General features: G+C 72.3%; 3 protein-coding genes. All 3 read left to right on the top strand.

The features are described 5' to 3' along the window. The 3 genes from ACWCO8_RS09950 to ACWCO8_RS09940 all read left to right on the top strand — a co-directional run bounded on the left by ACWCO8_RS09950 (position 1) and on the right by ACWCO8_RS09940 (position 24135). Positions 1 to 462, top strand: coding sequence for a YbaB/EbfC family nucleoid-associated protein (locus ACWCO8_RS09950; protein ID WP_451031821.1), 462 nt, complete (start codon positions 1 to 3; stop codon positions 460 to 462). Between the two features lie 113 nt (positions 463 to 575). Continuing rightward, positions 576 to 935 (top strand): hypothetical protein, encoded by a 360-nt coding sequence (locus ACWCO8_RS09945; RefSeq protein WP_451031820.1) that lies wholly within the window; start codon positions 576 to 578, stop codon positions 933 to 935. A gap of 4 nt (positions 936 to 939) precedes the next feature. After that, the gene (locus tag ACWCO8_RS09940; protein WP_451031819.1) at positions 940 to 24135 is read left to right on the top strand and encodes a DUF3626 domain-containing protein; all 23196 of its coding nucleotides are present in this window, start codon (positions 940 to 942) and stop codon (positions 24133 to 24135) included. Positions 24136 to 24152: the final 17 nt, after the last annotated feature.

Raw genomic sequence — 24152 nt, 5'->3', positions numbered from 1 at the left:
ATGGCCGGAGTACCGGGCGAGGACGACATGATGAAGCTGGTCGCCGAGATGGAGGCGACGGCGGCCGCTCTGGCGGAGGCCGACAAGGAGTTGCGTACGGCCATCTACACGGGACGCTCCAAGGACCGCTCCGTGGAGGTGACGGTGGGGGCCCAAGGAGAGCTGAAGCAGGTCAAGTTCCTCGCCGACAAGCACCGCACCATGTCCTCCGAGGAGTTGGGGGCGGCGGTACTGGAAGCCGCCCAGCGCGGACGTGCCCACATGGCGCAGTCGGTCCTCGACGCCTTCCAACCACTCACCCAGCGGTCCGCGTTGCTCGGGCGTCCGGACGAGGCGAGGGCGGGTGTGGACTGGGACAGGATGTTCCAGCCCTTCGAACAGGCCGTCGCGCTCGGCGGTACCGCGCCCGAGAAGCGGAAGTCCCGGCTGCGGGACGAGATCGTGGAGGACCCCGAGACGTAGGGGTCGGCCGGGTCGGCGGCAGGCCGGCCGCCGGAGCACGCGCAAGACCGTCGCAAGGTGGCGATGGGAACGTACCCGCACACCGGTACCAGGGGCAGGGAGATGAGGGGCACATGGAAGAGGAGTTCGAAGGAGATCCGGCTCGCATCCTCGGCGTCGCTCGGCTGATGGAGACGATCATCGACGAGACCACCGCCGTCGGCCTCAACTTCCAGGAGGGAGTGTCCGGCGTCCGGTACTGGATGGGCGAGCCGGGGTCGGACGAGTTCGCCATCGCCATGGACGGGCCGTGGGTGCTCAAGACGGAGGGCACGGCCGGGGTGATCTACGCGTACAGGGACGGCGTGCGCGGGGTCTTCAACAACTGTCTCGAGACCATGGGGATGATCGAGGGCACCGCCTCGGACGTCATGGACGGCATCGACGACGTGGCACGGCGGACCGACGGCATCGGCCGCGGCGGTCGCGTCTAAGCCCGTGTCTCTCGACCATATCCACTGGCCGCCGGAGACCTACGGTTTCGCCCTGGCGGTGATCGGTGACGAACCCCTCCGCGCGGACAGTCAGATGGCGGAGAAGAGCGCGGAGCCGTTCGCGGCCGCCTCGGAGGGGCTCGGCCGGATCTCGCAGCGGTTGTCCCAGCTGCTGATCGAGCTGCGCGGTGCGATGCCACCGTCGGTGGTGGAGGGGATGACGCGGGCGATCTCCGCGTTGCTCGGAACGTTCGGCACCGACCATGTGGCGGAGTTCCAGCGACAGTTGAAGGGGATCCAGGACGGCCAGTTCGAGGCGGCGCGGAACATCCAGCAGGCGTCCCTCAGCCTGCTGATCGAGTTCTCCATGCTGGCCGTCGAGTTGGCGATGCTGGCGGCGATGTCGTGGATCGCGCCGTATCTGTCCGCCAGTGAGGCGTACCTGGCGAAGGCGCGGACGACGCTGCAGCGGCTGATCATTCTCCACCAGCTCGCGGGTCGTACGCGGGGACTGCCGACGCTCGCGGAGGGCCTGCAGGAGGCGTTCGTCGAGCTGGCCGCGCAGTTGCTGCAGCTGATCGGGAACAGTGGCGGGATGCGGCCGGACGGGGTGGACGGAAACAACGTCGCCAAGTCGTTCTTCGCCGGGTTCGTCATGGGCGGGTTCATCGAGATCATCGGTGGGGCCCTGGGCAAGTGGCTCAAGAACATGTTCGACGACCACATGGACGACTGGTTCAAGCCGGTGCTCGAGGTGCCGACCCAGGCCTTCGCCGAGGGGTTCGGCGAGGGCCTGGGCGAGTTCCTCACGAACGGCATTTTCGAGGGGAAGTGGGAGTTCTCCTGGTCGACGGTGGGCGGTGCGGCCCTCAGCAGCGTCGTGATCGCAGCGATCTTCTCGACGGTCGGGGAGGTGGCGGGCGGGTTCAGGGACTTCCGGGCGATGTTCTCGCCGGTGCGGACCGATGTGAACACCGCGGACTCGGCGGTGCTGAATGACCCCGACCCGTCCTTCCTGAACGGTGGTGGCGGGGGAGCGGCTGGGGTGGGCGGATCCGTTGCCGCGGGTGGAATCGGTGCAACGGCTGGGGGGCTTTCGGTCACGGCCGGGGCCGCCGCCGGGGTGGTGAACGTTCCCACCGTGAATACGGTGTCGGGTACGGGCCCGTTGGGCGTGGCCGGTGTGGCGCCGATTCCGTCGGTGCCGCCCCTCACGACCGCGCAGGCGTCGTCCTACGGGTCGGGTTCGGCGGTTCCGGGCGCGGCCGGCACGGTGGGTTCCGTCGGGACGGGGGCCGGGGCTGTCGCCGGGGTGAACCGCCCGTCGAGTGCGGGCCTGCTGGGTGGTCAGGGCGTACGACCCCTGCCGCAGGTGCCCGCGCTCTCGTCCGCGCAGACCTCGTCGTACGTACCGGGTGCGAGCGGGGCGGGCGTCAGGCCGATGGATCCGGCGCTGACGGAGACGCAGTCGGGCCTGGTGGACCCGCTGGCCGACGGGGTGTCGGAGGCGGACATGCCCCTCTCGGGCGCGTCGTCCGCCGGGATGCCGGGCACGGTCGGCTCGGCGGGTGCGGGCGACCTGACGGGTCGTACCGGGATCGCGCCGGTCGGCCAGGCCGGTGGCAGTGCGGGAGACCTGGCCGAGGGCGGCCTCCTCGGTGCGGACATGACCGACGACCAGGCGGACCCGCTGTCTTCGGACGCCGCGACCAACGGGCAGGTCACCGGGGCGCTGGACGGGAGCGCGCCGGCGCGGTCGGGTCTCGGGGGCGGTCCGCTCGCGGTGGGGGACGCCCACCGGGCTGTCGTGGCCGAGGGCATCGGCTGGTCGGGGGAGCTGCCCGAGAACGAGGCGGAGGAGTTGGCGCGGGGCGTCGCGGTGGCGGACGCGCTGCGGGAGGCACCGGCGGGCGGCGGTGCCCTCGGCCCCGTCTCCGTGGCGGACGTGGACGCGGTGGCGCGGCAGGTGCTGCGGCTGCCCGAGGACGCCGTGCTGACAGGTGGCCAGCGGGCGACCGCCCTGGACGTGCTGGCCGAGGCTGAGCGCGCGGGCCGTGCGACGAGCCCGGCAGCGGTGGCGGCGTACCACCTGCAGGACCTGGGCGCGCTCGACGTGCCCCCGAGCGCGCCCGGGCAGACGGACTTCGGGACGGAACTCGCGACGGATCTCGGGACGGATCTCGGGACGGACGAGGGCGCGGAGTGGAGGGTGCCGCCGCTCGGGCCCGTCGACACCTCAAGGGTGCACTTCATGGCCCCCGACAGCACCGGCCAGGGCGACCTGGTGGAGCTCGGCGTGGAAGCCGCTCCGTGGCCGCACGCCACGGACCCGGCGGGGCGGTCGGGCGGGCGGCACTACCTCGTGCTGCCGGACGGAGACGGCCGGCGGGTGATCGTCGTGACCCCGGCAGGGGCTCAGTTCCGGGCGCCGGTGGCCGAGGCCGCGGAGCTGATCGCGCACGACCCGGCCCGCGTGCCGGGGGCCGACGTCCTGGTCCTCCTCCCGCGAGCGCGCTCCGACCGGGCAGCGGTGGCCGCGGCCATCGACGAGACCCTGCGCCGCGTCGCCACCGGCCAGGACGGGACGCCATCGGGTGAGGGGGTCGGGGTCTGGGTGAGCGACGGCGACGTGGCCCTCGTCCCCGGCAGCGGCCCGGAGGCGCCCTGGCTCGTCGCACGGATCGCCACCGAATCCGCCGGCCCCGGCCCCGGCCTCGGCCGAGCCGCCTTCACCAGACTGAACGGTACGCAGGACACCCCGGCGACCCGACCCGTGGTGACCAGCACGGACTTCACACCCTCCGGCACCGGCAACGGTCCGGCGGACCCGACCGACGGCCTCGCGGACCCTGACGACGTCGGCGCCCCCGTACGAATCCAGGTCAGTGCCGACCTCCAGGAAGCCACGGACACGGACGACAGCGACGTCGAGACCGACACCGGCAGCGTCTTCTCCAGCGAGGCGAACGACGACGCCGCCTCGGAGTACTCCGCCTACTCCGCCTACTCCGACCACTCGGACGACGAGGCCGAGCCGATCCCCGCGATCGCGGAGCCCGACGTCGACCCCGGCCCGCACAACGGCAGTGCTCTCGCCCTCGCGCTGCGCCGACGGTCCGACGACGGCAAGCTCCGCGTCGTGACGCGGTCCGGGGAGCCGGGCGGGCCATCAGGTGCCGCGCCCCAGGTGGCGGGTGGAATCTCCGGAGACCGGGACCTCGTCGACGTCATGCGGCGGGTGTTCGGCGACGACCTGCCGACCCGGCCGGAGGAGTACAGGGCCTTGGTGGACGGGGCCGAGTGGCTGGACCGGATGCGGGTGGACGATCCGGTCCTCGGCGGCGGCCGGGCGCTGGACGTGGACCGTCTGGCGGTGCGGGTCCTCGCGCTGGACCCGGACGCGGAGGTCACCCCGGAACAGAAGAAGGAACTGTTCGAGGTGGCGGCGGACAGCGGCCTCCGGGAGGGCGCCGACGGAATCGCCGAGCTGGGCAGGCGGTACCTGGTCGTGGTCCAGGACATTCTGGGCGACCACAGCGCGGTGCGGGGGCCGGGCGACGTGGGCGTGGGCCGTGACTGGGGCGACGACCCGGAGGTCACGGCTCCGGCGGTGTCGGCCGACCTGGATCTGAGTACCGTGTCGGAGCACTGGGGCGACTCCGACATCAGGGCGAACACCACCGACCCCCTGTGGTCCGAGACGGGGAGACCGTTCCAGGTCAGGGCGGCCGGCGACCGGCTGGGCCGCTATGTGAAGGTGTACGGGCCGACGAAGGACCGCCGCTTCTTCCCGCAGCCCGACATCTTCAGCAAGGTCATGGCCCACGACAAGCTGCAGCGGGAGTGGCTCACGGCGCACCCGACCGCGGGCGTACTGATGCTCGTCAATCACGCGGCCGCGCAACTGCGCCTCGTGCTGGGGACGATGTCGTACGAGACGAAGCGTCCGACGTACGGCACCAACCGCGAGTTCCGGCCGGACACCAGCGTGCCGGGGCGGACGGGGCTGAGCCTGCGGTTCGGTGAGGGGGAGTTCCCCCAGATGCACAGGTCCCTCTCCCGGGACACCCCGCCGCCGCTGCGCCCTCCCGAGGGCGTGCCCGAGAACATCCGCTTCGACGTCCAGGTCGGCGAGGACGGCACGGAACAGACCGTGGCGTCGCTCTCCAGCGCGGAGTTGAGCGACGAGGACGAGCTGCTCGTCATGCGGGCCGGGCGGAGCCTGCGGTTCATCTGGCATCTGGACCGTACGGGAAGGCCTGTGGGCGGCCCCGAGGAACTCTGGGAGCAGAACCGCCCGGTGGTGGTCGTCGACCACCACAGCATGCCGGGCGCGCCGCTGCTGAGATCGACGTCCGACGACGAACTGCGGCTGGAGACCGGGCAGTACGCGAAGGCGATGACGTGGGCCATGCGGGCGCTGGGCCTGGACATGGATCTGATGGCGAGCGCCTGCCACCTGGGGCGGTCGCGCGGTACGGATCCCAAGGCCGAGGCGGCGCAGTGGCGGCACGGGCCGTTCCAGTTCGTCGCGGACCCGTTGGCGCAGGACCCGCCGGCCCGGGCGGTCGCCACCGAGTTCGGCCACGCGGTCAAGGCGGGTGACCGCACGGTCGGTTGGGCCGGGGAGAAGGGCCGCTATACGCGCCACATCTCGGCGACCGCGATCGCCGGGCACGAGGGCAAGGCCAAGTGGTACCTGCCGATGCCCCAGGGCGACGCGCTGCGGCAGGTGATGGACTGGGCGGACGTACAGGACCCCGAGGTGGCGAAGCGCCTGGTGCGGGCCCTGCGCGAGACGTTCGGCGAGGACGTGGAGGCGCGGGAGCCGGACGCGTACGAGCGTCGGGTGCGGGGGATCGGCGCGCTCAACAAACTGTGGCTGAACGATCCGGGCGTGAAACTCCTCGGCCCGCTCACGCTGGACCTGTTCGAGCGGACGGCGCGGGTGGCGGCCGAGCTGGACCCGTCGCAGAAGCCGACGACGCACGGCCACTACGACAAGGCACTGGATCTCGCGCTCGCGACCGCCGGCGGCCCGAAACCGACGCTCCGTCAGTTGAGGCTGCCCTCCCTGGACATGACGCTGGCCGGCCCCAACGTTCCGAACGGGAAATCCCCTAACGGATTGGAGGAGTTGAACGACAAGACGCGTGAGGTGCTGAGGCTGCCCCAGGACGCTCCGGTGGGTGACGCCGAGCGGTCGCGGTTGCTGTGGGCGGCCGTGAAGGCCGAGGAGTGGCAGGAGGGCAAGACGTACGACTCTCTCCGGTCCATCGCGCGATCCGTCCTGCACCTGGCGCCGAACGAGACGGTCAGGCCGCACCACGTGCGGGCGCTGATGCTCCTGGTGACGCAGGCGGCCGCGGCGGGACGGGACCTCCACCGCCCCGGCGGCCTGGGCGCCTTCCAGATGGACCTGCTCGGGGCGTACGGCCGGGGCACCGCGCGGTGGGACAAGAACGGCGTCACGGTCGCCCGGGACTGGCACTCCGGGGTCCCCTCCGGCCTGCCCGTCAACAGGGCCGACCTCTTCGACGTCGACGATCCCGCGCTCAAGGAGGCCCCACCCTGGCCCGTGGACGACGAGGACGCGCTGCCGTTCCTCGTGGCGCTGCGCCCCGGAACATCGCCCGGCACCGTGATCGTGCGACTGCCCCGCCCGGAAGGCCACTTGGGCCACGGGTCGCACCCGGACTTCATCGAGATCGAGGCGACCCACTATGAGATACGTGAACTCCTCGTCTGGGATCCGGACTTCGGCGCGACACCGGTGGACGCCCCCCTCGGGATCATCGGCGTGGCCGACGGCGGCAACGCCGCCGACGCCGCCCTGCTGAGCAAGACGCTGGTCGGCACCCTGCGCAAGGACACCTACACCCCGCGGACGGAAGTCGCCCTGCGGGAGGACGACGGCGAGCCGGCGTCCGGCCTGCGGCTCACGTTCGCCCCCAAGCCCCCCGCGCCCCCGTCCGCCCTGTGGCACAAGGCCACGGCGGACCAGTTCCCGATCCCCGCCCCACGTTCCGCCGCCGCGCCCGCCGCGCCCGCCACGCTGACCCCGCCGGCTCCCGGCAGCGCCCTCAGGATCGTCACACGATCCGAGTCACCGAGCCCTCAGCCCGAGTCTCAGCCTCAGCCCCAGCCCGAAGTCGCCCCCGCCCCGGTGGCCGCCGACACGAACACCGACACCGCCACGGACAGCGACACCGACAGTGACAGCGACACCGGTGGTGTCCCCGTCCGGGAGGACCTCGTCGGTTCGATGCTCGGGGTCTTCGGCCAGGACTTCTCCTCCGTCCCGAAGGAGCGCGCGGCCGCTCTGGTCGCCGGAGCCGAGTGGCTGGACCGGATGCGGCTGGAGGATCCGGTCCTTGGCGGCGGCCAGGCGCTGGACGTGGACCGGCTGGCGGTGCGGGTGTTGGCCCTCGACCCGGATGCAGAGGTCACGGCCGAGCACAGGACGGAACTGTTCGAGGTGGCGGCGGACGGCACCCTGGTGGAAGGCGCCGACGGGATCGCCGAGCTGGGCAAGCGGTATCTGATCGTCGTCCAGGGTGTCCTGGGCGACCACAGTGCGGTGGACGGGCCGGACGGCCCGGGCCGCGAATGGGACGACCCGGCGATCACAGCACCGAAGCTGTCCGATCTGACGGACCTGAGCAGGGTCACGGAGAACTGGGACCTGAGCCGGTCGCCCATCAAGAAGAGCGACGCACTGACCAGGTGGTCCGATCCGGCGAAGCTGTTCCCGGTCAGGGCGGCCGGTCACCCGCGCGGCGGCGGCCTGGTGAAGATGTTCGGGCGCACGAGGGCCGACGGGACTCCGGCGCGGGCCTGCTTCCCGCAGGCGGACGTGTCGGGCAGGGTGCTGGCCGACGACGAGCTGCTGAGACAGCGCCGGGCCGACGGCACCGCCGAGGGCATCCTCGTACTCGTCAACGGCGCGGCGAAGGAGCTTCGTCTCCTGCCGGAGATGTGGTCGTACTGGACGAAGACGAAGCAGTACGCGACCCCCGGCGACTATCTGCCGGACACCCGCGTGGCGGGGCGGACGGGCCTGAGCCTGCGGTTCCGCTCGTCGAGTCTGCCGCAGATGCACGTGTCGCCGATACGGCACACTCCGCCGCCGATGCGCCCTCCGCAGGGCGTGTCCCTCGACTTCAGCTTCGCCGTCCAGGTAGACGACGGCGACGGCACGGTGCAGAGCGTGTCGTCGTTCACCGAGATGGACATGCAGGACGGCGCGAAGGTCCAGTACATGCGGACCGGTAGGGGGATGCGGTTCATCCGGCCCTACGAGTGGCAGACGCGGCAGTTCCTGGGGCCCGCCGTGGAGCTCTGGTCGAAGGCCAGGGCCGCGTTCATGTGGATCTTCGAGAACCACGGCACGGCGGGCGTGCAGCAACTCGCGACGAAGTCCGGTGTGCTGCGGGACGTGGAGCCGGAGGAGTTCGCCCGGGTGCTCGTGTACGTCAGGGAGGCGCTGGGCCTGCCGTCGGGCATGCCGCTGTGGGTGAACGGTTGCTTCGTGGGCCAGACGCGCGGGGTGGATCCCGCAGATGTGGACCGGATGGCACAGGGGGGACCGAAGCCGTTCGTCCCGGACCCGTGGGCCGCCGATCCGCCGCCCCGGCTGATGGCCAACAAACTGGACGCCGAGGTCGGGGCCGGAGACCGCGTCGTCGGCTACGCGAAGGACGGGCAGACCCGCGAACCGTTCAGGGCCTACGAGGCGACGCCGCTCGCCGGGCACGAGGCCGTCAACCAGTGGTACCCGCCGATGCCCAAGGGCGACGCGCTGCGGCGGGTCATGGAGTGGGCCGACGTCCAGGACGTCGAGGTGGCGGAGCGTCTGGTCCGCGGCCTCCGCTGGGCGTTCGGCGAGGACGTGGCGGCGCGGGAGCCGGACGCGTACGAGCGTCGGGTGCGGGGGATCGGCGCGCTGAACAAGATGTGGCGGAACGAGCCGGGCGCGCGGCCCTTCGGCCCGCTCGTGCCGGAGGTGTTCGAACGCGCGGCGCGGGCGGCCGGCGGCCTGGGCACTCTGCAGACCCCCTCGCGCGCTGCCTACGACGAGGCGCTGAACCGTGCGCGGAAGGCGGTCGAGGACGATGCGAGGGCGTCGCTGGGGACGCTGCGGCCGCCCGCCCTCGTACGGACGCTGGCCGGCCCGTTCCTGCGGGACCGCAGCGGCCCGGACGGAATGCCCTCGCCCGAGCTGACGCGCGGGGTGCTGAGGCTTCCCGCGGACACCCCGGTGGGTGACGCGCAGCGGTCGCGCTTGCTGTGGGCGGCGGTCAAGGCCGACGAGTGGCGGGAGCACGTGGGGGCCGACGCGCTCCCGGGCATCGCGCGATCCGTCCTGCACCTGGGCCCGGGCGTAAAGGTGACGCCGAACCACCTGAAGGTGCTGACGCTCCTGGTCACGCAGGCGCTCGCGGCCGGACGGAACATCTACCGCCCCGGCAGCCTGGGCGGGTTCCAGATGGACCTGCTCGGGGGGTACGGCCGGGACACCGAACTGCTGAACATCGACGGCGATGTCGTCGGCCGCGACCTGCGGACGGGCACCCGCCCGACCCTCCCGATCTTCCGGGCCGGTCTCTTCCGCGCCGATGCCCCCGCGGACGAGGAGTCCACGATGTGGGAGGACGCGGACGACGCCCCGCCGTTCTTCCTCTCCACGGGCCCCGGCACCTCGCCCGACGCCGACACCGTCACCGTGCGCCTGCCCCGCCCGGCCGGCCACGAAGGCCACGGAACGGACCCGGACTTCATCGAATTCGAGGCGACGCACGAGGAGATGCGCGAATTCCTCCTCTACGACCCCGCGTTCGGAAGGAGCCCCGACGACGAGGGCCTTGCACTCATCGGCCAGGCCGCGGGCGGCAACGCCGAGTCCGCCAAGCGTCTTGGCCAGTTGCTGATCAAGACCCTGCGCGTGGAGACGCTCACCGCGCTGGACGACGTGACGCTGCGACCCGACGGCCGCACACCCCAGTCCACCCTGCGGCTCACGTTCCCCGCCGGCACCCCCGGGCCCCTGTCCGAACGCTGGCACTGGGAACTGCCGGGCCACTACCCGTTCCCCCTCCCGGGCGACTCCACGACGCAAGCCCCCACGCCGGTCCCGCCGGCGCCCCTGGCGGAGCGCTTCGCGGGGCTGAGCCTGGAGAGCGATGGCGAGTGGGGTCCGGCTGGGGGTGCGGGGCGTCGGGCGAGGTACGCGGACTCCGACGCGGACTTCGATCCGGAGCCGTACGCGGACGAGGACGCGGCGGGCTACGGCGAGTACTCGGACGACGGCTACGACGAGGACGGCAGTGAGGGGGAGCCGGCCGGGCCGGTGGACCCGCTCGAGGCGATCATGCGGGCGGCGATGGCGGGCATCGAGGAGCACGCCGGCGGCGGGCACCCCGAGGACGTGCCGCGGCGTATCGCCGACCTGCTGGACGTCACGTTCGGGCGGAGCGTCACCGGGTGGTCCGACTACGCGAGGCTGCTGGACGGGGCCACGAAGCTGGACGCGTTGTGGGCGGAGGACCCCCTGCTGCGGGACCGCGAACTGAACGCGGACGAACTGGCGTGGCGGGTTCTGTCGCTCGAACCGGGGGAGTACGTCTCCGAGGACGAGCTGAAGCTGATCTTCACCATGGTCCTGGACGACGACAGGACGGCCGACGCCGACAGCATCGTCGATCTCGCCGCGCGGTTCCTGGATCTGTACGAGGACGTCCTCGGCGACCACAGCGCGGTGCGGGGGCCCGACGACGTGGTCCTGGGCCGTGACTGGCCCGACCCGGCCATCACGGCTCCGCCCCTCTCGGCCGGGCTCGACCTGAGTACCGTGTCGGTGACCCTGGAATCGGTGTTGGCCCCGCCCGCCGTCTCCAGGAAGTTCCCGGCCCAGTGGGCAGGGCGTCAGCCTTTTGTGTACAGGGCGAACGGAGGCCGTGACGGCTCGTACATGATGGTGTACGGCCCCCGGAGGGACAGCCGTCCGCGATTCCCCCGGGAGGACGTGTCCGGCAGACTCCTGGCCCGCGACAAGAGCCTGCGGGCGCGGATCGAGGACGGGAGCGTCGCGAGTCTGCTGTTCCTGGTCAACGGCGCGGCCAAGCAGCGTCGCCTCCTGCCGGCCAGGGCGGCCTTCGAGGTCACGGCGGCCCACGGGCGAGAAGTCCCGGCGTTCGCGACCAACCGGAAGTGGGTGGCCGAGCCGCAGGCCGCCGATGCCCCGGGCGGGCCGCGGTTGAGCATGCTGCGCGAGAGCGGGGCGGACCCGATCCCCCACGTCCATCAGGTCCCGCCCGGCAGCGAGCCTCTCCCGATGGTGCTCCCGGCTTCCGTCCCCTGGGACGTGAACGTCGCCGTCATCCCCGGCCCGGACGGCTTGATGCGGGGCATCAGGACCTTCTCGAACGCCGAGTTGGCCGAGAGGTCCCGCACGACGGCCGACCCGGACGGGCCCGGCGAGCTGGCCGGGAACAGCATGACGACCTTCGTGCACCACGACGTGGAGACCGGCCGGCAGACGAGTGAGGAGTTCGACCTCGGTCCCGGGTTCGGGGAGAACGACGAGTTCGGTGAGTACCACGGCCACGGCCTGCCCGACCTCGCGGAGGTGGCGTCGAGGTCCGGCGATCCCCACCACCTGACGAAGGACGAATTCGCGGACTTCCTCGAAGCGTTCCTGCTCGGCCTGGGTGTGCCGCGGAACATGGGGATGCTCCTCAGCGCCTGCTACGTGGGGGGTGCTCTTGGAGATGATCCCGAGGTGCTGGATCGCCTCTGGCCGAGCGGACCGTTGCAGTTCGATCCGGACGTCCTGGGACACGACTCCCTGTCCCAGGTCTTCTCGACCAGGAGCGGCCGGCACACCGTGGCATCCGATCGCCCGGTCGGCGTCGCGAAGAACAGCAAGGGCAAGTCGGTGAGGTTCATCGCGGCCTCCGTGGTGCCGGGGCGCAACGTGCACAGCCTTCCGCTGCCTCAGGGAGAGCGCCTGGACCAGGTGGCGCGGTGGACGGGCCACCACAAGGACCCGGGGCCGGCGTCCGAGGAGAAGCGAGAATTGACGCAGCGTCATGTACGCGCGCTGCGGCGTGTGTTCGGCCATGACGTGGACTGGCTGGACGGGACGGGCTGGAGGGACGGGTTCGAGGAGCTGGCGCGGGCGACCGGCGCCTTGGAGAGGCTCTGGTCGAACGATCCGCGGGCTGAGGGGTTCGGTCCCCTCACGGCGGATCTGTTCGAGAGGGCGGCACGGGCGATCGGCGGCCGGCCGGCGCAGGGCCAGGTGTGGCGGAGCGACTACCTCGCGGCCCTCGACCACGCGGTGCGGATGGACCGCGCGTTCGAGACGGGCACCGCCGACCCGAACGCCACGCTGGAGTCGATGCCACTGAGCTCGCTCGACCGTGCGTGGGCCGTATTGCGAGCGGCCCAGGACGGCGGCAAGACCCTGGAGCAGCAGACACGGGAGGTGCTGAGGCTCCCCGACACCGCTCCGGTGGGCCCGATGGAGCGCTCGCGGCTGTTGTGGGCGACGGTCAAGGCCGTGGAGTGGCGGGAGCGCACCTCGGACGCGGAGCGCCGGACCCTCGCGAAGGGCGCGCTGTACCTGACCGGCGATCCGACGGACGGCGACCTGGCCGACCTGGACCTCCTGGTGACCCAGGCCGCCGCCGTCGGCCGTGACCTCGACCGCGTGGAGAGCCTGGGCGGGCTCCGCCTGCACATCCTGGGGGCGCTGGGCGCCGAGTACGCACTGAAGGACGCCCAGGGCGGGGACACCGGGTGGGACTGGCGCTCCGAAGGGGACCGCCGTCCGGGGCTCCCGGTGTCCGACGATCTTGTCCCGGCAGATGATCCGTCCTCCAAGCGCGGGGACTCGACGCCCTGGGTCAGGCGGGTCCTCCTGCTGTCGTTGGCTCCTGGGCAGCAACCCGGCCATGTGACGATGTTCCTGGGGGACCGCAGTCTGCACGTGCCGTTCGATCATCTGGCCGAACTGCTCATGTATGACACGGTGTCGGCGAAGATGGGACGGTTCTCCGAGATCGCCGTCGTCGGCCTGGACACGACCGGCGCCGCCTCCCCGGGAGGCTGGCTGCACGAGGTACTGACCAGGAAGCTGCGCAAGGTCTCGCATTTCTCGTCGTACCCGGCGCAGTTGGTGCCGGACCGCGGCGAAGCCCCGACGAAGTGGGTCATCGCGGTCGACGCACCGTCCGGCGTCACCTCTCTCGGCGCCAACTGGCTTGAGGCGCGCCCGAGCCACTTCCCGTTCGACACCGTTCCGTCCGCGGCCGGTCAGCAGAAGGTGTCGGACTCGCCCGCCGGACCCCTCACGGTGGCCGGCATCGTTCTCCCCAGCGCGTCCACGACCGCATCGGCGACGCCCACGGCCCCTCCCGGCCCCGCGACCGGCAGCGCCCTCGGCAGGCACCTCTTGGCCGGGCCCAGCGCGGCCGACGCCCCGGCTGCCGCGGATTCCCCCGCGTCTGCGGATTCCTCCGCATCCCCAGCGTCGCCCGCTGCCCCCGCTTCGGCGGCGGACGCCGAGCCGGCCCGTACCACCCGCGGCCGACACGCGGCGACCGACAGCGCGCTGATGGCCCTCCTCACCTCGGACCCGAGCGCGCCCGAGCCCGCCTCCTCCCCGCCCCCGTCGCCCGGTTCCCCCGAACCCGAACCCGAGGCCGGGCCGTCCTCCGTACCGCAGGTGCCCGCGCCGAAGCCCGCTGCCGCGCCGGCGGATGTGAAGCTGCCCCTGGAGAGTCAGCTGGCGGAGCGTCGGCCCGCCAGGGTGGACCGTACGCTCGTCAAGCCCGGGTCACGGCCCCGCGACGTCCTCTTCTCCGACGGCACGCGCCGCCCCGTCCTCGGCCCGACGGTGCGCCGCCTCCTCGGCGACCACGTGCGAGAGGGGGCGCCGCAGGCGGCCGACGAGGCGACGGAGGTGCTGCCGGAGGACGCCGTCCTGGGGCAAGGGCTGCACGTCAACTCCGTACGCGGCATCCCCCTGGCGGTCGCCGAGATCCTGGCGTTCCTGGACTCCGAACAGTCCACGCGGCCCCGGGTCTCCAAGCGCAAGGGCGACGAGTCCGTCAGGCTCGGCGAGGCTGTGGCGCACGCCCTGACGAAGGACGCGGAGGACCTGCTGCGGGAGGGCCGCGAATTCACGTACCTGGCCGCGGGGAAGGCGCCGCGGAAGCTGCGGTTGCGGCTGCGGCCCTACGGGCTCGGTGAGAAGTTCTCGCCGAGCGCCGCCATGGTCGACCGGACCGGTCTCCGCTGGAAGAGCGTCGAGACGACCGGTACCCAGGCGGGTGTGAACGCCTCGCGTGCCATCAGCCCGATGGTTCCGCTGGCTCCGCTGCTCCTGCCCGTCTACGTCTTCGCCCGGGTCGGCATGCGCTTCGGCCAGAGCAGGTCCATGGCCTACCACTTCACCTCCGACGTGGCCGGATCCTCGGACAACAGGGGCCGTCTCGACCCGGACGTGCACCTGGATCACGCCTGGCTGGAGATTCAGGTGGTGGACGCAGAGGACGCGGAGCTGGCCACTGATGGGTTCGCCCTCCGCAACGGTCTGCTGACGCTGATGAACGAGGGCGACAAGGGCGAGGTGAGCAGGCGGCGCGTCCCGCAGGAGCTCACCCTCGCCGAGCGCCCGGACCTGCGCCTTGCCATCACCGAACGCTTCGGTCCGCTGACCGCCGTACGGGACTGGGCCATCGCCGAGACGGGAGCCGTCGAGGGCACGGCACTCCACGACTACCTCGGGACCTTCTTCTCCTCGGGCAACTTCGAGAAGGACGGCTACCGCCTGAACGTCGGCCGTGTCGTGACCGAGCCCCTCTACGGCGGAAAGAAGGGGAAGGACCCGCTCGGCGTCTTCACGGTGTCCGCGGTGTCGCAGCGCGGACTCTGGCTGTCGGACTCGATGATGACCCGCCTCAAGCAGGGCGACGAGCTGTCCACCTCCGGCAGCTCCCGGTCGCTGACGAAGACCAACGCGCAGACCTTCACGGCCAGTCTGGGCCCCGCCTTCCAGTGGATGGACCAGCTGGAGGGCGCCGCCAATCTCCGTCTCATCCTCGCGGGCGTGGTACGAGCCCTCCACTCCCGCTCCAGGGTGACCGCCATGGGCGGGACCGCCGGCGTCGAGATCCTGTCGGACCAGGCCCCCGCCAAGGGCGGTAGCAGCCTCTACCTCATGCAGAAGGCCGTGACCGTCCAGCGCAGCGGAAGGGACCGCTCGCGCCCGGCAGGACCCGACGGGCTCCACCCGCCGTACGAGGCCCGGACCTTCACCACCTGGGCCGTGGAACGGCTGACCCACGCCGAGGCCCGCCGCCTGGCCGGCTGGGACGACGGCGGCATGATCCGGTTGCAGTCGGGCGCCGGCGAACCCTTCGCCCCGCCGTACCTCACCCTCGACCGGCCGCCCACGCTGGCGTCGACACGGGTGCAGAACTTCTTCTTCAGCGACGGCTCCCACTCCAAGCCGGCACCGGACGGCTCGCCACGCACCTTCGCGGAGGAGTTCGCCGACCACGTGCTCGCCGCCGCGGCCAAGGCGTACCCGAAGCTGGTGGCCGCCTCCCTGGGCGACCTGGATCCGAAGGGACCGTGGAGCAGCCGCAGGCACTTCGAACTCGTGGTGATGAACACGATGACGATCCTGCGCGTCCTCGGCGAGCGCAGCATCGCGATCAACCTCGAGAAGATGCTGCTGCACGCCCAGGCGACGGGCGACGTGGGCGCGCCGCCGCGGGGCCTGCGCATCACGCTGCGCGAACACGTCGGCGTCAAGCGCGGGTACAAGTACCTTTTCGTCCACGCCGAGTTGAAGGGGCGGCGCTACGAAGGCACCCAGACCGGTCACCGCTTCGAGTACAACATCAGCGGAGACGAACTGCTCGGCTCGGAGGACTCGGTCACCCACAGCATCCAGGGCGGCATCGAGGGGAACTTCGCGGGGACGAGCACGAGCAAGACCGCCGCGGGCCGCCCCAAGGGCGGTGGCGGCCTCTGGGCGGGCCTGACGGGCGGCCCCCGGTGGGAGAAGAGCAACCAGTACGGGCCGACGGCCTCGTTCAAGCAGTTCACGGACGCGACCAAGCCGGCGCACATGCACAGTTACGAGATCGACCTGACCGTCAGCCGGGGCGGGTACTGGCGGCTGCCGTCGATCGTACGGGGCGTGGCCACCGTCGGCCTTCTCGGCGCCCAGCCCTTCGTCTTCACGAAGCCGTACCGCGGTCTCACCTTCGGCAGCGACGACTCCACCACGCCGCTGCTGGCGGATGTCGGGGATGCGGGGGAAGCCGGGGACGCCGGGGACGCCGGGGAAGCGGCGGGTCCGGGGGAGGGCGCGGACGGCGCGGAGGTGGCGGACGGCGCGGACGGTGTGGAGGGGGCTGAGGTCGCGGACGAGGCTGAGGCCGCGGACGGCGCCGCCGCCGAAGGCGCGGCGGACGCCGCCGATGGCTCCGACGGTGCGGACGCGGCCGAGGAGGAGGTCGTGTCGGTCTTCTCCGGGCGCGTCCTCCTCAGCACCACCAACGAACACGTCTCGCTCACCGACCCGGACCAGCCCACCAACCGCTACCTGGCCGGCGGCGAGGCCACGGTCCAACCCCTCAACGCCCTGGACGCCTTCCGAGGCTCCGTCACGCGGCCCTGGGCGCCGGGGGCGCGGCGTCCCGCGCCGGACTTCAGCCGCCGCCTCCTGTTCACGGTCGCGGTGACGGCACACAGCGCGGTGGCCGCGGCGGGGCAGCGGGCGCTCTCGGACTCCTCGCACGGCTCGTGGCACTTCTCGCTCGAAGGAGCGCCCGCCCACGACTCGGCCCTCTCCATCCTCCAGGCCCCCTACATCACCGCCAACTCCGACCAGAGCATGAGTCCGGGCGGCTACCGGAGCGGCGTGCTGTGGGCATCGGGCCCGTACCTGAACCGGACCACGGTGTTCCTGCACCGGCTGCACCTCACCGGAATGCATGTCACCGGGGCCAGGGACGTCGCGGAGGCGATGCAGGGAAACCTCACCGCGATGAGCTTCGGGGGCAGCCGACACAGCGGGCACAGCATCGTGGCCTCCGCCCGTGGCTTCGGTCTGTCGTCGCACACCGTGGGCGAGCACGGGCGCGGTATGACAGGCATGGGCGCCCTGTGGGAGCGGGTCAGGACCCAGGTCCACCACACGCCGATGACCGCCACGGCGGGCGTGCTGCGCCTCGACCTGGGCCGGGGTGCGATGGTCACCGCGGACGCCGGCCACGAACTGGCCGCCGCGTCGTCCACGACGGGCACCCTGTCCTCGGTGGATGCCTCCTACGTTCCCGGCTATCTCGCGGACTCCGCCGGGTACGAGGTGACTGTCCCGGCCGGCTGGACGGGCATGGTCGGCGAGAAGACCGCCTTCGAGCTGGAGCTGCTGCGCGACGGCCTCGGGCCCGTCCCGCGCTACATGCGGTTCGTCTGGATGCCGCAACCATGGCTGAAGGGACGCCGACTCGGCACCTTCGTCGTCAACTCGCTCGACGCGTCACCGGTGCTCGCCAACTTCGAAGCGAGGCTCGCGACGCTGTTCGTCCGTGCCTCGGACCTCGAAGCGGTACGCAAGCTGGTCAGCGGGCGTGTGACGCGGGCCCTGCGTGGTGAGATGACGGCGGGCGGCGGAGCCACGTTGCCGGCCAGGATCGGGCGGTGGGGCTGGGACCCCGTACGCATCGGTGGCCGCACGGTCCGGATGAAGGCCGAACTCGTCCCCGGCACGACGCGATTCAACGGCCTCGACCACAGTGTCTGGCTCACCGACTCCGTGAAGTCCAAGGTGACCAGGGAGAGCGGCACGATCGTCGAGCACGACGCGCAGCTCGGCGTCTTCACCACCCAGCGCGGTCAGTTCGAGCAGACCACCCCCGCCGACCTGGGCGCCACCTACACGTCCGCCGGAGCCAGCGGGACCGTGCGGAGCGAACACGAGACCGAGGATGAGGAGAACAGCTGGGGAGTCACTCTGGACGGCGCCTACGCCGAACACATCACTCCGTACCGGCTGAAGCTGTTTCTGGAGGTCGACAACTTCGACGTCCAGGAGGAGAGCGGATCCCGCGTCGAGGACGTCACGGATACGGAGCCGGAGCCGGTGCCGGAGCCGGACGCAGGGCCGTCCGCCGTGCCAGGTGCCGCGCCCGCCGCCGACAGTTCGGGCTCGGCGCCGGCTGAGCCTGCCGGCCGGGCGAACCGGCACACGCTGGCCCACTTCAGGGGCCTGGAGCCGTTCCATTTCGAGGGCGATGTCGGTGAGTTGGTGACCCACACCTCGCTGGGTCTGAGCCTGCCGGCGGCCCCGCCCTCCACCTCCGTACTCGACCGGCCGGTGGCCGTGTCGGAGGCCGGGCCGGTCCGGCACGCGCCGCTCCCGTCCTTCTCGGGCGGCGCGCACGACTGGCGCCATATCACCCTGGGCGACGGCAGCAGGGGAACGTTCGAGATGCCGGAGCACGGCTTCTCCATCGTCGACGTCGTGGGCGCTCCGTCCGTACAGGACAGTGCCCGCCGCGCCCTCGCCAAGGCCGGAGACATCGGCTTCCGTGACGACGGCAAGACCTCGACTCCGCAGTGGATCGACAAGACCGGCCTCACCGCGGCCGCCACACCGAGCGACAGCACCCTGCGATCGGCGACGGCGGACGCGTCGCTGACCGCGTTCGCCCCCGACGCCCTCTCTCGCAAGGGATTCCGACCGCCCGACCTGATCGAGGACAACCTGATCGGCGGGGCCCGCGGCTCGCTCACCCTGTACGCGCGCCCCGACCTCGGTCGGTCCACGCTGCTCGCGGTCGTCGACGACGCCCGGCACGTCGGCCCCTCGCCCAAGCGGCAGGAGTGGAAGCGCTCCGACTTCGGGTACGGGCAGCACGTCGCGGAGGTCAGCGGGCTCTCGGGCAGCACCAGGACCGACATCGGCACGCCGACCCCGGCCCTGCCCGCGTCCGGCTCCAACGCAGGAGGCTCCGACAAGATCGCCGCCGGCGCGAAGGGAGCCGGGTGGCACGGTCTCGGCATCGCCGACGTACCGCCTGAGCGCAGCTTCCTGTTCGCGATCCCCGCGGACTGGTTGTCGGTGGCACACGTCCACCGAAGCATCAAGGACAGCAGGCTGGGCCGCTTCTTCAGCTCTCCACTGCAGAGGCTGCTCCCGCGGCACGTCGGCAACGCGGGGCAACAGGCGTACGAGACGCAGGCGTCGCTGCTGGTGTGGATCACGGAGCCCGTGGCCCGCGACCTCGGTCTCCTCACGGACCAGGAGTTCCCGGCCAAGGTCGCTTCCGCGTGGACCGCGGTCAGTACGGCCTCCAAGGCCTGGGTCAAGGCCGACAAGGCCTACTGGGACGCCCGCCGTGCCGCCGGCTCCGAACTCCTCACCCGCCACGAGGAGGCGGAGGCCCGCGTCGAGACGGCCCGTACGGCCCTGCGGGCCCTCCGGCCGGAGGCGGCGCCGGGGGCTGCCCCTGCCGCCGGGGCGGACGACGCGGGCGTTGCCGAGGCCGAGGCGGAACTGGCCGGGGCCCAGGGCGAACTGGACCAGGCGCGCGCTGCGCTGGAAGCGCAGCGGGATCGCCTGCAGCCGCTGCTGGACACCGCCGAAGCCCTCGCCGAGGAACACCAGCGGGTCCGGCTGGCCGCGGAACGCCTGACGCGCTGGCACGCCATGAACGCCACGCCTGAAGGCCAGGCCGCGCTCGCCGGGATGGAGGAGCCCGACGCGGTCACCTTCAAGGACCCGGCACCGGCCCCCGCGCTGCCGGTGTTCACCGTGCAGTCCGGCCCCGACGGGCTGGGGATCACCTCACCCGACGGCGAGGCCTATACAGTCCACGCGGTACGGAACGACGGCGACGGCTTCCTCCACGCCGTGCGCGCCGCACTGGCGGTCGCCGCGCCGCACCTCGCGCGGGACCTTCCCGACGCGGACTCGCTGCGTCTGGCGATCGCCAACAGGCTCGCCGACCCGGCCAACGCCGACCTCCTCGAATTCTTCGCGCCCGACGAGACGGACGCCTTCACTGCGGCCGAACTCGCGTCGGCCAATGTGCAGTTCGGGGCCGGGACCAAGCATCAGCGTGAGCTCGAAGGCATCGGCACCGTGCACCACTGGGCCGAGCTCAGCCCGTCGCAGAAGCTCGCTCTCGCGCTGGAGCAGACCATGCGCCCCGGGGACGCCGACCGCGACGGCGGCTGGGACACCGCGGCGGCGGATCTGCGTGCGGCCCTCGTCGCGCGCATGGCCGGCATGAAGGTGACGGTCGTCGACAACGCCGGCCGCTTCCAGACCTTCGAGCCGACCGACGGACCGCCGCTGCCGGACACCGACGTCGTCCTCTACCTCGACCGCACCGCTCAGCGGTACCGGGCGGCGATCCCGACCGGGGTGGACCCCTGGAACCTGCCCGACTCCGCCATGGACAAGGGCAAGGGCAAGGCGAACGCCGAGAGCGGCGTGCGGCCGGGGGGCGCGGACGCGGAGGACGAGGCGGACGAGGCGACGGGCAAGGTACCCGCCCACACCTCCATGCCGTGGAAGGCCGGCAAGGCCGCGGCGGCCAACCGCTTCGACACGTCGACCAGCCACCGGACCACGACGGGCCCGGACGGCCAGATCTACGACCTGCACGGCCCCCGCGGCGAAGGCAACGGCTTCTACCCAGCCCTGGCCGACGGCCTGAAGGCCGCGGACACCGCAGCGGCAGACGAGGAGGCAGGGCCGGCGGCGGACACACCGGCACCGGAGCCGGCCGCGGAGACGACGGGCGGGGCCGCGGCGGGGACGGCCGGGGTGACCGACGGAGCCGCGGCGGACGAGGAGGCTGCACCCGCGCCCACCCCCGAGGTGGCTGAGGCGGCCGGCGGGGCCGAGGGAACCGACGGGGCCGTGGCCGAGGTAGCCGTCGTGGCTGCGGCGTCCGAGGTGGCGGCGCCCGCCCCCACCGAAGCCCCCGCGCCCGCCCCCGAGGTGGTCGCACCCGCGCCCGAGCCTCGTCGTGGGACCCGGGGCAGCCGGGCCATCGCGATGGAGATCTTCACCAACCGGCCCCTGCCCGCGGAAGCCGCACTCGACCCCGATGCGCAGTTCCACTTCCGCGAGGTCCTGAGCCTCGGCCTGACACTGCCGGCGGGCACCACGTCCAGGGCGCTCGCCGCCGAGCTCGGGCGGACCGGCGGCCGCGTCCCCGCAGCCGTCTACACCGGCAACCGGGCCAACGAGGAGGCGCTCCTGCGCTGGCACCTCAAGTCGGGCCGGATCTGGAACCACGACACCGCCAAGATCGCCGCCCAGCTCGGCGCCGATGTGAGTCACAGCCGGGTCGTTCTCGTCGCCGAGGACGGCACCCACACCGTCCACACGCCCACCACCACCGCGACCCCGGACCGCACCGTCGTTCTCGTCATGCGCGGCACCGAATTCCTGATCGCCATCCCCCGCTCCACCACCCCTCAGCCCGCCCCGACTCCTGACGCCACGGCGCCCAAGCCGGACCCCAAGCCGGATTCCGAGCCGGATCCCAAGCCCAAGCCCGACCCCAAGCCCAAGCCGGATCCCAAGCCCGCGCCCAAGCCGGGTCCCAAGCCCGAGCCGACTCCCGAGGAGTCCCCGAGTCCCACCCCCACGCCCGCACCCACCCCCACCCCCGTCCCCGGGACCGCCCGGCGGCCCGCTCCTCGGCCGAGGCGGGCGCCCACCGTTCGACGTGGGGCCCCGCTTCCGGTGGTTCCGGAGGAGGGGGAGCTGCCCCCCGCCGCGTACGAAGTCCCGCCCGCCCGCATGTCCACCATGAGGACGCCGACCATCCGCGGAGGCACCCGCCTCACGGCGATCACGGAGGACGAGGAGACTCCCTCCACCACGGAGGAAGCCACACCCGCACCCGACCGCGCGGCGCCCGACAACCGCAACGCGCCGAGGATCAGCGCCCCGCTCGGCCCCGGTCGCCGTCTCCCCCTCACCCTGCACGGCAGCGAGAGGGCCACGGCGGACCCGGCCGAGGACCGCCGGATGGTCCCGGATGCCCAGGACATCGAGCGGCTGCACGCCGCGCTGGACCCGGAGAGCCCCGAATACCGCGCGGAATGGGCTCAGTTGAGCCCCAACCAGGCCTGGGCCCTGATGGCTGCCGAAACCCGTGGGGCGCTCCATCACGAGCGGGACAGGCAGGCCGCCCTGGACCGGATCGGGCAGATCAACTCCGAGGCCGGTACGACGTATCCGGTGGCCGATGCCGACGCCATGGGGGAGATCGTGCGGGCCGCCCACGACACCCTCGACACCTGGCATGTCGCGACGAACTACTTCCTGACGCGGCGGATCACGCGCGCCGACGGCGGACCCTCGCGCACCCTGGCCGACCACCTCACCGCACCGGACGGCCGCTTCCAGAACTTCTGGGAGACCGGGACCTCGCAGGCGGCGGCCTCGCCGGCCGGCCGCGGCTGGACGGAGGAACTCTTCGGTTACGCCTCCTCACTGCGGCGCGTCGGCGGAGACCGGAGGCGCGTCGGTGACGACCACCGGTTCGATCCCCTCAGCCGGAGTGAACAGCCCAAGTACGGCGCACTGGTCTCCGACGCCCAGCACGCGGGCAGCTCCTCCCGGTACGGCAACGTCGTGATCCACTGGAAGAAGGCGACCGGCGACCGCACCACGTACACCCCGAGGGACAGCCTCCGTGAGTGGTCCGAACAGGGCGTGCTCTCGTACACCGACGGCAGGCACCGCTTCCCTCTGCTCGCCTACGGACACGACGAGAACGTACGGCTCGCCCTCGCCGAAGCCACCGACTTCCGCTACGACCCCGAACTGAAGCAGCGCATCGACAGCGGCGCCTTCGACCCCTGGGGGTACCTGGAGGCGCAGATCCACGGTGACCTGAACTGGCGGGACGTCGACCACGTAGTGGTCAACTGGGGCGACTTCTTCAAACCCCTGCCGGAGCAACAGGGCCCGGCGATGACCCGTGAGGAGGCGGAGCAACTGGTCACGGACCTGCAGGCGTTCGCCGCCTCCCAGCGGACGGACGAGGACGCGCCCCCGGCGTTCACCGTCCGGCTCGGGCAGGAGATCGGCCCCGCCGGCGGCGGTGAGGCGGCCGTGGCGGAGCGGGTACGCCGTACGTTCGGCCTCGCAGCGGACGCGCCGGTCGCCCCGGAAGACCTGGCCACCGCACGGGAGTTGGACCGGCTGGCACACGAGGGGCCCTTCGCGGGGCCCGCGAGCCAGGAGGACCTCCACCGGCTGGCGCGGCGGGCCGGCATCTCCGACGGCAACGGCGCGCTGGCCGGCGTACAACGGCTGTTCCGGCCGACGGACCAGGCCACCGACATCCAGCGGCTGTGGCAGGCGGCCAAGGAGGCACGTCGTGCGAGCGGTGGCGAAGCACCGCTCACTCCGGAGACGATCGCCGCCGCTGCCACCGGCGGCAGGCAGCGCGGGGCAGAGGAGAGTGCGGCGAGCGGCGCGGGTCTGGACGTCGAGCTGGATGTCCTGGACTTTGTCGACGACCTCGACCTCGACCTCGACCTCGACCTCTCCCTCGGCGGCCGGGCCGGCCGCCCCGCCACGTACGAAGCCGGCTACCGGCTCGATGCGGCGAGCGACGACGGCACAGGGTTCCTCGCCGCCGTCGCCGAAGGGCTGCGGACGGTGGCCCCCGAGGCACGGGGTACGTCGTCGGGGCTCGCCACGGTGTCCGCATCGGGGGACGCGCTCTCGGCCTCCGCTCTGGTCGACTGGCTGCGCGGTCGCCACACCGATGCCGATCTTCCCGCCGACGCGCCCACCTTGGCCGACGACGCGCTCGTCTCGGCCGGCGATCTGGCGGCGATCGGGCTCATGGCGGCGAGCACCACGGCCGAGCTGATGGGTGGGACGACGACCGCCGGTGGACTGGGCCTCACGCGCCTCCAGGCCTTCCAGCTCCTGCTCCAGCAGGGCCGGGAGCTCCAGCGTTGGGACGACGCCATGCAGGACTTCATGGCCCGCGCCATCGCCGAGGAGTTCCGCGTACGACTCTCCCTCACGCGGCGACGGCAGGAGCGGGAGGCGACCCTCACCTCACATGGTCCGGAGGAGTTCCCCGCCATCCATCTCACCGGCGAAGGTGCGGGCGCCGACACCTAAGTCAGGTCGGAAACGGA

Source organism: Streptomyces sp. NPDC001927 (assembly GCF_053594455.1).
The sequence above is the reverse complement of the archived record's forward strand: the minus strand, read 5'-3'. Positions and strand labels throughout refer to the sequence as shown.